This is a genomic window from Pantoea sp. Tr-811, from assembly GCF_011752535.1.
Taxonomy (GTDB): Bacteria; Pseudomonadota; Gammaproteobacteria; order Pseudomonadales; family Pseudomonadaceae; genus Aquipseudomonas.
The window spans coordinates 207888-221471 of sequence record NZ_VWXJ01000002.1 but is presented as its reverse complement, the minus strand read 5'-3'; the positions used below and the strand labels follow the sequence as shown (position 1 = coordinate 221471).

Below are 13584 nucleotides of genomic sequence, written 5' to 3'. Positions count from 1 at the left end.
TCCATTCGTAGTGTGCGAATGGGCGCCGTTGTGCGTTGAGCGTCCGCTTGCGCGGACAACGCCCCAACCGAGCCTGACAGGCCGAGCCTGCTGCAGCGCCCCTCGGTTGGGTGGCGGGATGGCCGCCACCGCGGGTGGCCATGAAATCGGCAGGGATTATAGCCGGGGCTGTGTGACACACCCAAGGCTTTCTGTCGATTAATCGCGACGATAGTCGATGATCAATGGAGCGGCGGCGACCGCTCTGCCATCATTGCTTCACGTCAGCCAAGCCGGTCAGGAGCCAAGATGAACTTTCACACCCGCAAATGGGTAAAACCCGAAGACCTCAACCCCAACGGCACGTTGTTCGGCGGCAGCCTGCTGCGCTGGATCGACGAAGAGGCCGCGATCTATGCCATCGTCCAGCTGGGCAACCAGCGCGTGGTGACCAAGTACATTTCCGAAATCAACTTCGTCAGCGCCTCGCGCCAGGGCGACATCATCGAACTGGGCATCACCGCCACCGAATTCGGCCGCACCTCGATCACCCTCAAGTGCGAAGTGCGCAACAAGATCACCCGCAAGGCGATCTTGACCGTGGACAAGATGGTCTTCGTCAACCTGGGCGAAGATGGCCTGCCGGCGCCGCACGGGCGGACCGAGATCAAGTACATCCAGGACCAGTTCCCGGATTCGGAAGTCGAGTAAGTGTTTCGCCAGTGCCGGCCTCTTCGCGGGGCAAGCCCGCTCCTACAGGCGGGCTTGCCCGCGAAGAGGCTGGAACCTGTCTCAGGGCTGGGCGCTGACCCTGCGCACCACCCCACCAATGCTCAAGCCCTGCACCAGAATCGACGACAGCACCACGATATAGGTGATCGACAGCAGCAGGTCGCGCTCATCGCCCATGGGCAGCGACAGCGCCAGGGCCACCGACACGCCGCCACGCAGGCCGCCCCAGGTCAGTACGCGGATGGTGCCCTGGGGCACCGTGCGCCAGCGGCGCAGCAGCAGGATCGCCGGGGCCACGGTCAGCAGGCGCGAGGCCAGCACCGCCACCGCCAGCACACTGCCGGCCGCCAGGTGCAGCCAGTTGAACGGCAGCAGCAACAGCTCCAGGCCGATCAGGGCGAACAGCAGGGCGTTGAGCATGTCGTCGATCAGCTCCCAGAAACCGTCCATGTAGCGGCGGGTCATGTCGTTCATCGCCAGGTTGCGCCCCAGGTTGCCGATGATCAACCCGGCCACCACCATGGCAATCGGCGCCGACACATGCAGCTCGTAGCACATGGCCGAGCCGCCAATCACCAGTGCCAGGGTCAGCATCACCTCCACCTGGTACTGCTCGACGCTCTTGATCATGCGGTAGGTGGCATAGCCGATCAGGCCGCCGAACAGCACCCCGCCGATGGCCTCGCGGGCGAACAGGATGGCGGTGTCGGCAATGCTCGGCGTTTCGCCCAGTTGAATGATGCCCAGCAGCACGGTGAACACCACGACTGCGGTGCCGTCGTTGAACAGCGACTCACCGACGATGGTGGTTTTCAGCGGCTTGGAGGCATTGGCGGTACGTAGCGCACCCAGCACGGCGATCGGGTCGGTGGGCGAGATCAGTGCGCCGAACAGCAGGCAGTAGATCAGCGGCACCTGCCAGCCGAACAGGGCGAACACCCAGTGCGACAGGTAGCCGATCACCACGGTGGCGATCAGCACGCCCAGGGTCGCCAGCAGCCCAATGGGCCAGCGGTAGCTGCGCAGGTCGCTGAGGTTGACGTGCAGCGCACCTGCGAACAGCAGGAAGGCCAGCATCCAGTGCATCAGCAGGTCGTTGAAATCGATCTGGTTCATCAGCCCTTCGACGCGCTCTTCCAGGCCAGGGAAGCCGATCAGGCTCAGGCCCTGCAGCATCAGGGAGAACAGCAGCGCCGTCACCATCACGCCGATGGCGGGTGGCAGGCCGATAAAGCGGTAGTTCACATAGGTGAGGAGGGTGGTGAGGCAGATAAACGCGGCAACTAATTCAAGCATCCCGATTCCTGTGACAGTGGCTTCCAAGTCGTTACCCGAATGGCTCGGGCAGTTCTTTGATGATCTGGCGAGGGCCTCGGGACACAGCTTTTGACCCAAATCCCACAATTCGTTCCCAGCACAGCGCTACCGCCATGCCCGCCAACGCCTTATATTCAACCCCTGAAGATCGTCACAAGGACCCCAAGGCGTGCTGGCAACTTCCCTGGTATTGGTCGCCGCCCTGCTGCACGCGACCTGGAACACCCTGATCAAATTCAGCGCCGAGCGGTTGCTGGTGATCGCCAGCATGGATGTGGTGGCACTGATCTTCGCGGTGTTCGCCGTCGCCTTCACCGAATTTCCCCCTGGCGAGATCTGGCCCTGGCTGCTGGCCTCGGCACTGGCCGAGCAGCTGTACCGCTTCCTGCTGATCCAGGCCTACCGCGTGGGCGACCTGGGGCTGGTCTATCCGCTGATGCGCGGGCTGTCGCCCCTGGTGGTGCTGGGGCTGACCCTGGCCTTTGCTGGCGAGTCGCTGAGCCAGCAACAAATCATCGGTATCCTGCTGATTCCTTGCGGCATGGCCTGCCTGCTGTGGCAAGGCGGCGGCGGGGACCGCCTGCCTTGGTCGATGCTGCCGGTGGTGGCGCTGATCGGCCTGTGCATCGGCTGCTACACCTGGTTCGACGGCCAGGCGGTGCGCCTGTGGGGCAAGCCCTGGGACTACCTGGTATGGCTGACCTTGCTCAGTGCCTGGCCTTTCCCGTTACTGGCCAGCGTGGCCAGGCGCGCGCCGTTCGTGCTGTTCTGGCGCACGCAGTGGCGGCTGGGCCTGGCGGTGGGGTTTTGCGTGCTGTTCAGCTACGCGCTGGTGCTGTGGGCCATGCACCTGGGGTCGGTGGCCGAGGCGGCGGCGCTGCGCGAGCTGAGCGTGGTGCTGGTGGTGCTGCTGGGCATGCGCTACCTCAAAGAACCTTTTGGCGGGCCAAGACTCCTAGCTTGCGGGCTGGTGTTGGCCGGCATGTTGGTAATGAAGCTGTGACCTTACGACTGAACAAGGAGTGCTGTGCATGACCGTTGCCCTGTGGTGCATCCTGATCGCGTTGTTCCTGGCGCCGCTGTGCGCGCTGATTGCCAAGGTATCGAGCGGCCGCTTCGGCCTGAAGGACAACCACGACCCGCGGGCCTTCCTCGACACCCTGTCGGGCTTGCCGCGCCGCGCACACGCCGCCCAGCAGAACAGCCACGAGGCCTTTCCGGCGTTTGCCGCGGCGGTGCTGGTGGCCGATATCGTGGGCAATGCCGAACAGGTGACCCAGGATGTGCTGGGGGTGCTGTATATCACCAGCCGGCTGCTGTACATCATCTGCTACCTGGCGGACTGGGCAGCGTTGCGCTCGGTGGTGTGGTTCGCCGGGGTGGCGTTGATCGTGTCGTTCTTCGTGGTTTCCATTTAGTGAGCGACTAACTAGCTGATTTAGCAGAAAACTCTGTAGGAGCGGGCTTGCCCCGCGAAGCAGGCAACGCGGTGCGTGGCACCGGCTGCGCCGGTGTTCGCGGGGCAAGCCCGCTCCTACAGAGGCAAAGCGTAACGTCAGAGGACTTTAGGCACTTCAGGCAACGGCTTGCCCTTGGGCCACAGCATCCAGATCTGCCCCTGCTGCTTCATGTTCCCCGCCAGCTCACCCGCTTCAGGCCCGGTTCCCCAGAACAGGTCGGCGCGCACCTCGCCCGCAATCGCCCCTCCGGTGTCCTGGGCACCCACTGGCCGCACCACCGGCGTGCCATCAGGCCGGGTGGTCGACAGCCACAACAAGCTCCCCAACGGAATCACCTTGCGGTCGATGGCCACGCTGTAGCCTGCCGTCAGCGGCACGTTCAGCGAGCCGCGTGGGCCTTCGTTGCTGTCTGGGCGGGTGCTGAAGAACACGTAGCTGGGGTTACTGGCCAGCAGTTCCGGCACCCGCTGTGGGTTGGCCTGGGCCCAGGCATGGATGGCGCCCATGCTCACTTCTTCCTTTTTCAACTGGCCCTGGTCCACCAGCCAGCGCCCGATCGGCCGGTAGGGGTGGCCGTTCTGGTCGGCATAGCCCAGGCGCAGTTGGCGGCCGTCTTCCAGCTGAACCCGGCCAGAGCCCTGGATCTGCAGGAACTGCAGGTCCATCGGGTCGGTTAGCCAAGCCAGTACCGGCGCCTTGACGCCGTTGCGGTTGATGACCTCAGCCGTGTCGTAGGGCTTGAGCACGCGGCCATCCAGGCGCCCGCGCAGGCGCTTGCCCTTGAGCTCGGGGTACACGCTGGCCAAGTCGACGACGATCATGTCGTCTGGCACTCCATACACTGCCACGTGGGCGGCTTCGGTGCGCTTCAGGCTGCCGGGGTAGACCGGTTCGTAGTAGCCGGTGATCAGGCCGTTGGCGTTGTTGTCGGCGGCTCGCAGGCCGTAGACCTGCAGGTTCTGCTCAAGGAAGGTGCGTACCTGTGTGGCGCTTGCGCTGTCGCTGCCGGCGGCTTCGCAGGTGGCGGCCCACACCGGGTCGCGCTTGAGCTTTTCGCAGCCGCTGCGCCAGGCATAGAAGCCGGCCAGCAGGTCTTCGTCGCTGACCGCAGGCAGGTCCTGCCAGGTGGCCGGGGCATAGGTGGCGATGGCATGGGGCTCAGGCTTGGCGTTGTCGCCGCCGTTGCAGCCTGCCAGCAAGGCCAGGGCGGGGAGTGTCCAGGCCAGGTGGCGCAGGGCAGATTTCATCAGTGGGTACCTGTTGGGGGCGAACATGAAGATTCGCCCTTGTGTTTTATGTGGCTATTGGTCTTTGCCCGATGGGCGGCGATACTGGCGGCCCATTTACCTAGGCCGACGTGAACCCGATGTTCAAGCGATTGACCGTTGTACTGCTTGCCGCCCTTGCCCTGAGCGCCTGTGACCGGGTTGACCCGAACTCGCCGCTGGGCAAGCGCAAGGCCATCTTCAAGGACATGCTCAAGACCAGCGAAGACCTGGGGGGCATGCTGCGCGGGCGCTTGCCGTTCGACGGCGTGAAATTCGCCGTGGGTGCGGCGAAACTCGATGGCCTGGCCCATGAGCCGTGGCAGCACTTCCCGCAGGTGCGTGATGGCGGCGACAGCAGTGCACGGGCGGACGTGTGGCAGCGGCAAGCGCGCTTCCAGGACCTGGCCAGGCAGCTGGAGGGGGTGACCGGTGAGCTGGTGGGCGTAACCCGCACCCAGCCGCTGGACGCGGCGCGGTTGAAAGCGCCGATGGACAAGGTGGAGGCGGCGTGCAAGGCGTGCCATAGCGAATTCCGCAATCACTGAAGCGCTGGGCTGGCGCTCACTCTGTAGGAGCGAGCGTTGCTCGCGATGGGGCGCGTAGCGGCCCCAGGCTTTCAGCTTCGTGGCCACAATTGCCGGGGCTGCCTTGCAGCCCATCGCGAGCTGCGCTCGCTCCTACAGGTACCGCGCTGGCTGGCCCAGGCGCCTTAGCGGTCCAGGTCGTCAACCGCTTCCTGCAATTCCTTGCGTGACTCGGCCAGCTTGTCCTTGCGCTTGTTGATCTTCTCGGCGTCGCCTTTCTTCTCGGCTTTCTTCAAGTCTTTTTCACGCTGTGCCACTTCGTGACGCGCATCCAGCACCTTTTGCTCGCGCTCTTTGCGCAGGCTGCTGTCGGTGCAGTTCTGCGCACCGCGCAGGGCCTCTTCCAGCCCGGCCACCTGGTCGTTGTTGCCGTGGTCACGGGCAATCTGCAGCTGGTTCTCGATGGCGCTGCGCTTGGCGGCGCAGCCGGTCAGGCCTTCATCGGGCGCGGCGGCCTGTGCGGCGCCAGCCGCCAGGCCCAGCGCGGTCAGCAGGGCGAGGGTGGACATGGATTTCATCAAAGCCTCCTGGACGGGGCGGGGCAGCAAAAGTTGGGGCAAATCCTGCCTTGGTTTTCACGATTTAGAAACCCTTCTTCGATGTTTCTGAAACAAGTTGGACGTTTTCCTACAGGTGTTATTGTTAAAAGGCGTTGCCAACTCATTGAAAACCCTCTATTCCGCGCGCTCCCAGCTGCTCGGCAAGCGCCTGCACCTCTGCGGCGGCGAAGAACGCCGTGAGTTGCCGTGCGCGGATGTCGCCGATGCCCGGCAGTGCCTGCCAGTCCTGGGCGCCAAGCCCGGCAAGGTGTGCCCAATCGCCAGGCAGGCTGAGGTTGCGCGGGGCGGGCACGCCGAGCCCGCGCAGCCATTGGCTGAAAGGCCGGGCCCGGCCCAGCGCGAAGCTTGCCTGCAACTGCCTGGCTGCCGCGCTGCTGATGCCGGGCAGGGCCGCCAGTTGTTCCACATCAAGGCTTAGCCAGTCGCCCAGGTGGGTAACCTGCCCGGCCTGCACCAGTCGCCGCCAGGTGCCTGGCCCGGTGCCCGGCATGGCCAGCCCCTGCTTGCCACTGAGCCACACCAGGCGGGCGATGAACTGCTCCTGGCAGCCATCGCTGGCCTGCCAGCAGCTGTGGGCGCCGTATTGCCCGGGGCCGGGCGGCGTGACCGGCTGGCGCTCGGTGGCGCGGTGCACCACTTGGTCGAAGCGTGGGATGGTCAAGCCGGCAAGGCTGATGGCCACCTGGTCACCCGGGCGAATATCCAGCGCTTGCCAGCGGGCCAGGGAGCCCAGGCTGACCTGGGTAACCCGGCGATCGTCCAGTTCAACGGTGTTCAGCTTCAACACCGGGGTGACGCGCCCGGTGCGGCCAACCCGAAACTGCACGTCACGCACCTCGGCCATGGCCTGGGAAAACGGGTATTTCCAGGCTGCGATCCAGTACGGCGCACTGGCCTGCCAGCGGTCGGCAGGGGGGCGGCTGTCCTGGCGCAGGATGACGCCATCGGTGGCAAAGGGCAGCGCTGAGCGATACCAGTGCTCGCGCCAGCGGGCCGCTTCCTGGGCGTTGCGGATGGGCACGCTGAAGCGCTGGCTGTCGTCGAAGCCCAGGCGCGCCAGCTGTACCAGGCGCTCGGCCTGGGTGGCTGGGCCCTGGGGCCAGTCCCAAACGAACAGGCCGATGGTTGCGCCCTGCTCGTGGCTCAGTTGTTTGCGCGCCAACAGCCCGGCCACCGTGCCGCGGGCGTTGGCCGCGCCGGCCTGGGCTTGCACGTGGGCGTCCAGGCGCAGGTAAAGCTCGCCTTGCACCACCAGGTTTAGCGGCTCGGGCAATTGCCGGGTGATTGCGCCCAAGGCCGCGATATGCCGGCTCCAATCGTGGCCCTGAACGCCGTCACCGCGGCTCAGCACTTGCACCAGCTGGCCGTTTTGATAGACCAGCGTGGTGGCCACGCCATCGACCTTGGGCTGCAACCAGACGCCGGATTTACCGCGCATCCAGCGCTCCACTGCCTGCGCGTCGCCGAGTTTGTCGACGCCGGTGTGGGGGACCGGGTGGGCGATTGGGCCACGGGCGCTGGCCAGCGGGTTTGGTTGGTGCGCCAGGGCGAAACAGGCTTGCAGGTTTTGCAGGCGTTGGCGGCTCTGGTCGTAGAGCGTGTCGGCGACCAGGGCTTGGCCCAGGCGGTGGTAGTGGTCATCCCATTGGCTCAGGGTATTGCGCAGTTGCAGGACTTCCGCCCGGGCGCGTTCGGGTGGCCAGTCCGGGCACTGGGTGGCTTGGGCGGGGAGCGTGAGGAAAAGCAGGAGCAGCAACAGCGGCATGGCACGCATCCTTGCGTGGCGAGGTGGAGCGCTCAGCCTAGATACAGGCGAGCGCGAATGCGCGTTGCAGTTGTCAGGTGATATGTCGGGCGGCGCTTGCGCGGCGCCTGGTAGGAGCGAGCAAAGCTCGCGATGCGATGCATCAGGCAAAAAAAAAGCCCCCGCCGATCCACTCGGCAGGGGCTTTGATAAACCGCGTCAGGAAAAATTACAGGCCAGCAGCGTCACGCAGCGCCTGGGCGCGGTCGGTGCGTTCCCAGGTGAAGGTGGTGAAGGTGTCGTCGCCGACGGTCTTCTGCTGCGGCTCGCGGCCGAAGTGGCCGTAGGCTGCGGTTTCCTGGTACATCGGGTGCAGCAGGTCGAGCATCTTGGTGATGGCGTACGGGCGCAGGTCGAAGCACTCGCGCACGATCTGGATGATCTTGTCGTCGGAAACCTTGCCGGTGCCGAAGGTGTTGATCGAAATGGAGGTCGGCTGGGCCACGCCGATGGCGTAGGACACCTGGATCTCGCAGCGCTCGGCAAGGCCGGCGGCAACGATGTTCTTGGCGACATAGCGGCCGGCGTAGGCGGCGGAACGGTCGACCTTGGACGGGTCCTTGCCGGAGAACGCGCCACCACCGTGGCGGGCCATGCCGCCGTAGGAGTCAACGATGATCTTGCGGCCGGTCAGGCCGCAGTCGCCCACTGGGCCACCGATGATGAAGTTGCCGGTCGGGTTGATGTGGAACTGGGTGCCCTTGTGCAGCAGTTCGGCCGGCAGGGTGTGCTTGACGATCAGCTCCATCACGGCTTCCTGCAGGTCTTTTTGCGAAACCTCAGGGTTGTGCTGGGTGGACAGCACCACGGCGTCGATGCCCACCACCTTGCCATTTTCGTAACGGCAGGTGACCTGGGACTTGGCATCCGGGCGCAGCCAAGGCAGCAGCTTGGATTTGCGCGCTTCGGCCTGGCGCTCGACCAGACGGTGCGAGAAGCAGATCGGTGCCGGCATCAGCACGTCGGTTTCGTTGCTGGCGTAGCCGAACATCAGGCCCTGGTCGCCAGCGCCCTGGTCTTCTGGCTTGGAGCGGTCAACGCCCTGGGCGATGTCCACCGACTGCTTGCCGATGATGTTCATCACGGCGCAGGTGGCGCCGTCGAAGCCGACGTCGGAGCTGTTGTAGCCGATGTCGATGATGACCTTGCGCACCAAGTCTTCCAGGTCGACCCAGGCCGAGGTGGTGACTTCGCCGGCGATGATCGCGACACCGGTCTTGACCAGGGTTTCACAGGCGACGCGGGCGTACTTGTCCTGGGCGATGATGGCATCGAGGACTGCATCCGAAATCTGGTCGGCGATCTTGTCCGGATGCCCTTCGGACACGGACTCGGAGGTGAAAAGGGAGTATTCGCTCATCTCGACGGGTTCCTAAAATTTACCGATGGTGTGTGTCGCCAGCCGTCCGCTGAAAATGGCGGACCTGGATCTGGAAACCGTTACGCAAGCCCACATAGAGGCTGTCCCCCGGGGCCAGCCCGGCTGCTGTGGCCCAACGGGCCAGGTCGTCCTGCTCAAAGCCCAGCCAGAGGTCGCCGCAGGCATCGCGCGCCCACCCCTGGTCATGGCTGCACAGTTCGGTGACCAGCAGGCTGCCGCCTGCCTTCACCCGTTTGGCCAGCTGGCGCAGGGCCAGGGCCGGGTCGCTGAAATGGTGCAGGACCATGTTCAGCACAACGCAGTCGGCTTCCACATCCGTTGCACCCAGTGCATCGGCCAACTGCAGGTTTACGTTGCCCAGGTGTTCGCGTTCGCACACCTGGCGTGCCAGTTCGAGCATGGTCGGGCTGTTGTCCAGGGCCGTGACCTGGGCAAAGCGCCGGGCCAGGTCCGGGAGGAAACCACCATCGCCCGGGCCGACCTCCAGCACGCTGGCGCTGGCGGCGAAATGCAGCTTGTCGAGCAGGGCCAGCAGGCTTTCGCGGTATTGCGGCAGGCCGGCGATCAGGTCTTGCTGGGCGCGGAATTTCTCTTCCACCCGCAGGAAAAAGTCTTGGCTGGTGGCGGCGCGGCGCTGCTGCACTTGGGCGATACGCGCCTGCACGTCGTGCGCCAGGGGCAGCTCGTCGACCTCTTCGAGCAGCGCCGTGTGCAAGCGACCACCGAAATGCTGGCTGTCGGGCAGGGCACGGCGATAGAAGATTGCATTGCCTTCGCGGCGGGTGGCCACCAAGTCGGCCTGGGCCAGCACCTTGAGGTGGTGGCTCATGCCCGACTGGCCGATGCCGAAGATCTGCGCCAGTTCCAGCACGCCGAACGAGTCGCTGGCCAGGGCGCGCAACACGTTCAGGCGCAGCGCATCGCCACTGGCCTTGCACAGGGCGGCCAGGGTATCGCTTTGCTGGGGAACGGGTTGCTCATTGATGTTCATGGGGCGGCAGTCTAGACAGGCATGGCAGCACCCGCAAGGCCTATATCAAAAAGTTTTGATATTGAGTGATGGGCGGAAAACCCCATGCCTGCCGGGGCCTTTTCGCGGGTAAACCGGCTGTCACAGGATGAGGCCCGCACTGTTCTCCGGGTTTTTACCCGAAATGAGTGCCAATCAGAGGAAAATCCCCCAACTGCGACCATCCGTCATTGCCCCCAGCCCCTGCAGTGGGCGAAAATGGTCGCCTTTTTCGTGACACCACCCAATTCAAGCCCCAGGAGATAAGCGATGCCCAGCCGTCGTGAACGTGCCAACGCCATTCGTGCCCTCAGCATGGATGCCGTGCAAAAGGCCAACAGCGGCCACCCAGGTGCCCCCATGGGCATGGCGGATATCGCCGAAGTGCTTTGGCGCGACTATCTGAAGCACAACCCGAGCAACCCGAAATTCGCCGACCGCGACCGCTTCGTGCTGTCCAACGGCCACGGCTCGATGCTGATCTACTCCCTGCTGCACCTGACCGGCTACGACGTCACCATCGATGACATCAAAGGCTTCCGCCAGCTGCACAGCCGCACCCCGGGCCACCCGGAATACGGCTACACCCCAGGTGTGGAAACCACCACCGGCCCGCTCGGCCAGGGTATCGCCAACGCCGTGGGCTTCGCCCTGGCGGAAAAAGTCCTGGCGGCCCAGTTCAACCGTGACGGCCACACCATCGTCGACCACAACACCTACGTGTTCCTTGGCGACGGCTGCATGATGGAAGGCATCTCCCACGAAGTCGCCTCGCTGGCCGGCACCCTGGGCCTGAACAAGCTGGTCGCCTTCTATGACGACAACGGCATCTCCATCGACGGCGAAGTGCACGGCTGGTTCACCGACAACACCCCGGCCCGTTTCGAAGCCTACAATTGGCAGGTCATCCGCAACGTCAATGGCCACGATGCCGACGAAATCAAGATGGCCATCGAGACGGCGCGCAAGAGCGACCGCCCGACCCTGATCTGCTGCAAGACCATCATCGGTTTCGGCTCGCCGAACAAGCAGGGCAAGGAAGACTGCCACGGTGCTCCGCTGGGCAACGACGAAATCGCCCTGGCCCGCAAGGAACTGAACTGGAACCACGGCCCGTTCGAAATCCCCGCCGACATCTATGTCGAGTGGGATGCCAAGGCCGCTGGCGCCAAGGCCGAAGCCGACTGGAACCAGCGCTTCGACGCCTACGCCAAGGCTTACCCGGAGCTGGCTGCCGAGTTCAAGCGCCGTGACAGCGGCGAGCTGCCGGCCGACTTCAGCGAAAAAGCCCAGGCCTACATCAATGAAGTGGCTGCCAAGGGCGAAACCATCGCCAGCCGCAAGGCCAGCCAGAATGCGCTGAACGCCTTCGGCCCGCTGCTGCCTGAATTCCTCGGCGGCTCGGCTGACCTGGCCGGCTCCAACCTGACCCTGTGGAAAGGTTGCAAGGGCGTGGAAGCCAATGACGCCAGCGGCAACTACGTGTTCTACGGCGTGCGCGAGTTCGGCATGACCGCCATCATGAACGGCGTTGCCCTGCACGGTGGCCTGGTGCCTTACGGCGCCACCTTCCTGATGTTCATGGAATACGCCCGTAACGCCGTGCGCATGTCGGCGCTGATGAAGCAGCGCGTGATCCACGTCTACACCCACGACTCCATCGGCCTGGGCGAAGACGGCCCGACCCACCAGCCGATCGAGCAGCTGACCAGCCTGCGCAGCACGCCGAACCTGGACACCTGGCGCCCGGCCGACGCGGTGGAGTCTGCCGTGTGCTGGAAAAACGCCCTGGAGCGCAAGGACGGCCCTTCGGCGCTGATCTTCTCGCGCCAGAACCTGCAGCACCAGGACCGCGACGCCCAGCAGATCGCCGACATCAGCCGCGGCGGCTATGTGCTCAAGGACTGCGCCAGCGAGCCTGAGCTGATCCTGATCGCCACCGGTTCCGAAGTGGGCCTGGCCGTTCAGGCCTTCACCAAGCTGACCGAGCAGGGCCGCAAGGTGCGTGTGGTTTCCATGCCGTGCACCAGCGTGTTCGATGCCCAGGATGCCGCCTACAAGCAGTCGGTACTGCCGCTGGAAGTTGGCGCGCGCATCGCCATCGAAGCCGCCCACGCCGACTTCTGGTACAAGTACGTCGGCCTGGAAGGCCGCGTCATCGGCATGACCACCTACGGTGAGTCGGCCCCGGCCGCCGCGCTGTTCGAGGAATTCGGCTTCACCCTGGAGAACATCCTGGGTACTGCCGAAGAGCTGCTGGAAGACTGATACAGGCAAGGCGAGGGCCTTTGGCCCTCGTTCGCGGCGCAAGGCCGCTCCTACAGGGTATTGCGTACGCCGTCCCCTGTAGGAGCGGCCTTGTGCCGCGAATGGGCCGCACAGCGGCCCCGTACATTCGCCGGAGTTAACGAGCCACCTATGCCCCACCCGCGTCCCTACAAAGTTGCACTCAACGGTTACGGCCGCATCGGCCGCTGTGTCTTGCGCGCACTGTTCGAGCGTGGGGCCAGGGCCGGCTTCGAGATCGTTGCCTTGAACGACCTGGCCGACCAGGCCAGTATCGAATACCTGACCCGCTTCGACTCCACCCACGGGCGTTTCCCCGGTGAGGTGAAGGTCGACGGCGACTGCCTGCACATCAATGGCGACTGCGTGAAGGTGATGCGCAGTGCCACCCCCGAAGGCGTCGACTGGGCGTCGCTGGGCATCGACCTGGTGCTGGAGTGCTCCGGCGCCTACCACACCCGCGCCGACGGCCAGCGGTTCCTCGACGCCGGCGCACCGCGTGTGTTGTTTTCGCAGCCCATGGCCAGCGAGGCGGACGTCGATGCCACCGTGGTCTATGGCATCAACCAGGATTGCCTGACGGGCAACGAGCGCCTGGTGTCCAACGCCTCCTGTACCACCAACTGCGGCGTGCCGCTGTTGCGCGTGCTGGACCAGGCGTTCGGCATCGACTATGTGCAGATCACCACCATCCACTCGGCGATGAACGACCAGCCGGTGATCGACGCCTATCACCACGAAGACCTGCGCCGCACACGCTCGGCCTTCCAGTCGGTGATCCCGGTGTCCACGGGCCTGGCGCGCGGTATCGAACGCCTGCTTCCGGAACTTGCCGGGCGAATCCAGGCCAAAGCGGTACGGGTGCCGACCGTCAACGTCTCGTGCCTGGACATCACCCTGCAGACCGCCCGCGACACCAGCGCGGCCGAGGTCAACCGGGTGTTGCGCGAGGCGGCGCTGGACGGCCCGCTGAAAGGCCTGCTGGCCTACACCGAGCTGCCCCACGCCAGCTGTGATTTCAACCATGACCCGCATTCGGCCATCGTCGATGCCAGCCAGACCCGCGTCTCAGGCCCCCGCCTGGTGAACCTGCTGGCCTGGTTCGACAACGAATGGGGGTTCGCCAACCGTATGCTCGACGTTGCCGACCACTATCTGCACGTCGTCCACTCTACCCGCAGCAAACAGCCCTGAAGGACTGCAT

The 13584-nt window shown here is 64.8% G+C and carries 12 protein-coding genes and 1 riboswitch; of the genes, 6 read left to right on the top strand and 6 right to left on the bottom strand.

Going from position 1 to position 13584, the window contains the following annotated elements:
* Positions 1 to 13: 13 nt before the first annotated feature.
* Positions 14 to 110: riboswitch (S-adenosyl-L-homocysteine riboswitch) on the bottom strand.
* 178 nt (positions 111 to 288) lie between these two features.
* On the top strand, positions 289 to 690 hold the full coding sequence (locus F3J44_RS03560; RefSeq protein WP_167068405.1) for an acyl-CoA thioesterase: 402 nt from the start codon (positions 289 to 291) through the stop codon (positions 688 to 690).
* 81 nt (positions 691 to 771) lie between these two features.
* On the opposite strand, the gene F3J44_RS03555 is transcribed toward F3J44_RS03560, so the two are convergent.
* Positions 772 to 2007 (bottom strand): sodium:proton antiporter, encoded by a 1236-nt coding sequence (locus F3J44_RS03555; RefSeq protein WP_167270665.1) that lies wholly within the window; start codon positions 2005 to 2007, stop codon positions 772 to 774.
* A 190-nt stretch (positions 2008 to 2197) separates the two neighbouring features.
* On the opposite strand from F3J44_RS03555, the gene F3J44_RS03550 reads away from it, so the two are divergent.
* Together F3J44_RS03550 and F3J44_RS03545 are read left to right on the top strand one after the other, a co-directional pair.
* Entirely contained in the window at positions 2198 to 3031 is an 834-nt protein-coding gene (locus tag F3J44_RS03550; protein WP_167068411.1) for an EamA family transporter, read from the top strand.
* Positions 3032 to 3059: 28 nt separating this feature from the next.
* Entirely contained in the window at positions 3060 to 3446 is a 387-nt protein-coding gene (locus F3J44_RS03545; protein WP_167068414.1) for an MAPEG family protein, read from the top strand.
* Between the two features lie 137 nt (positions 3447 to 3583).
* On the opposite strand, the gene F3J44_RS03540 is transcribed toward F3J44_RS03545, so the two are convergent.
* The gene (locus tag F3J44_RS03540; protein WP_167270664.1) at positions 3584 to 4735 is read right to left on the bottom strand and encodes a murein transglycosylase A; all 1152 of its coding nucleotides are present in this window, start codon (positions 4733 to 4735) and stop codon (positions 3584 to 3586) included.
* A 119-nt stretch (positions 4736 to 4854) separates the two neighbouring features.
* Here F3J44_RS03540 and F3J44_RS03535 point away from each other — a divergent pair, with 119 nt between their 5' ends.
* Positions 4855 to 5301, top strand: coding sequence for a cytochrome c (locus F3J44_RS03535; RefSeq protein WP_167068422.1), 447 nt, complete (start codon positions 4855 to 4857; stop codon positions 5299 to 5301).
* Positions 5302 to 5465: 164 nt separating this feature from the next.
* Here the strand turns inward: F3J44_RS03535 and F3J44_RS03530 are convergent, their stop codons facing one another.
* The 4 genes from F3J44_RS03530 to F3J44_RS03515 form a co-directional block, all read right to left on the bottom strand.
* Positions 5466 to 5858 carry a DUF1090 domain-containing protein gene (locus F3J44_RS03530; RefSeq protein WP_167068425.1) on the bottom strand — a complete coding sequence of 131 codons (393 nt, stop codon included), beginning with the start codon at positions 5856 to 5858 and terminating at the stop codon, positions 5466 to 5468.
* 142 nt (positions 5859 to 6000) lie between these two features.
* A complete protein-coding gene (ligB, locus tag F3J44_RS03525; RefSeq protein ID WP_167270663.1) occupies positions 6001 to 7665 on the bottom strand; it encodes an NAD-dependent DNA ligase LigB in 1665 nt (554 codons plus the stop codon).
* A 208-nt stretch (positions 7666 to 7873) separates the two neighbouring features.
* Entirely contained in the window at positions 7874 to 9064 is a 1191-nt protein-coding gene (gene metK, locus F3J44_RS03520; RefSeq protein WP_167068431.1) for a methionine adenosyltransferase, read from the bottom strand.
* A 19-nt stretch (positions 9065 to 9083) separates the two neighbouring features.
* Positions 9084 to 10076: a metalloregulator ArsR/SmtB family transcription factor gene (locus F3J44_RS03515; protein WP_167068434.1), complete on the bottom strand. Its 993-nt coding sequence runs from the start codon at positions 10074 to 10076 to the stop codon at positions 9084 to 9086.
* 288 nt (positions 10077 to 10364) lie between these two features.
* On the opposite strand from F3J44_RS03515, the gene tkt reads away from it, so the two are divergent.
* A complete protein-coding gene (gene tkt / locus F3J44_RS03510) occupies positions 10365 to 12362 on the top strand; it encodes a transketolase (RefSeq protein WP_167270662.1) in 1998 nt (665 codons plus the stop codon).
* Between the two features lie 150 nt (positions 12363 to 12512).
* Entirely contained in the window at positions 12513 to 13574 is a 1062-nt protein-coding gene (epd, locus tag F3J44_RS03505; RefSeq protein ID WP_167068440.1) for an erythrose-4-phosphate dehydrogenase, read from the top strand.
* Positions 13575 to 13584: the final 10 nt, after the last annotated feature.

Coding starts and splice junctions, on each gene's coding strand:
- F3J44_RS03560 (WP_167068405.1), top strand. CDS start 289: ATGAACTTTCACACCCGCAAATGGGTAAAACCCGAAGACCTCAACCCC.
- F3J44_RS03555 (WP_167270665.1), bottom strand. CDS start 2,007: ATGCTTGAATTAGTTGCCGCGTTTATCTGCCTCACCACCCTCCTCACC.
- F3J44_RS03545 (WP_167068414.1), top strand. CDS start 3,060: ATGACCGTTGCCCTGTGGTGCATCCTGATCGCGTTGTTCCTGGCGCCG.
- F3J44_RS03540 (WP_167270664.1), bottom strand. CDS start 4,735: ATGAAATCTGCCCTGCGCCACCTGGCCTGGACACTCCCCGCCCTGGCC.
- F3J44_RS03535 (WP_167068422.1), top strand. CDS start 4,855: ATGTTCAAGCGATTGACCGTTGTACTGCTTGCCGCCCTTGCCCTGAGC.
- F3J44_RS03530 (WP_167068425.1), bottom strand. CDS start 5,858: ATGAAATCCATGTCCACCCTCGCCCTGCTGACCGCGCTGGGCCTGGCG.
- ligB (WP_167270663.1), bottom strand. CDS start 7,665: ATGCCGCTGTTGCTGCTCCTGCTTTTCCTCACGCTCCCCGCCCAAGCC.
- metK (WP_167068431.1), bottom strand. CDS start 9,064: ATGAGCGAATACTCCCTTTTCACCTCCGAGTCCGTGTCCGAAGGGCAT.
- F3J44_RS03515 (WP_167068434.1), bottom strand. CDS start 10,076: ATGAACATCAATGAGCAACCCGTTCCCCAGCAAAGCGATACCCTGGCC.
- tkt (WP_167270662.1), top strand. CDS start 10,365: ATGCCCAGCCGTCGTGAACGTGCCAACGCCATTCGTGCCCTCAGCATG.
- epd (WP_167068440.1), top strand. CDS start 12,513: ATGCCCCACCCGCGTCCCTACAAAGTTGCACTCAACGGTTACGGCCGC.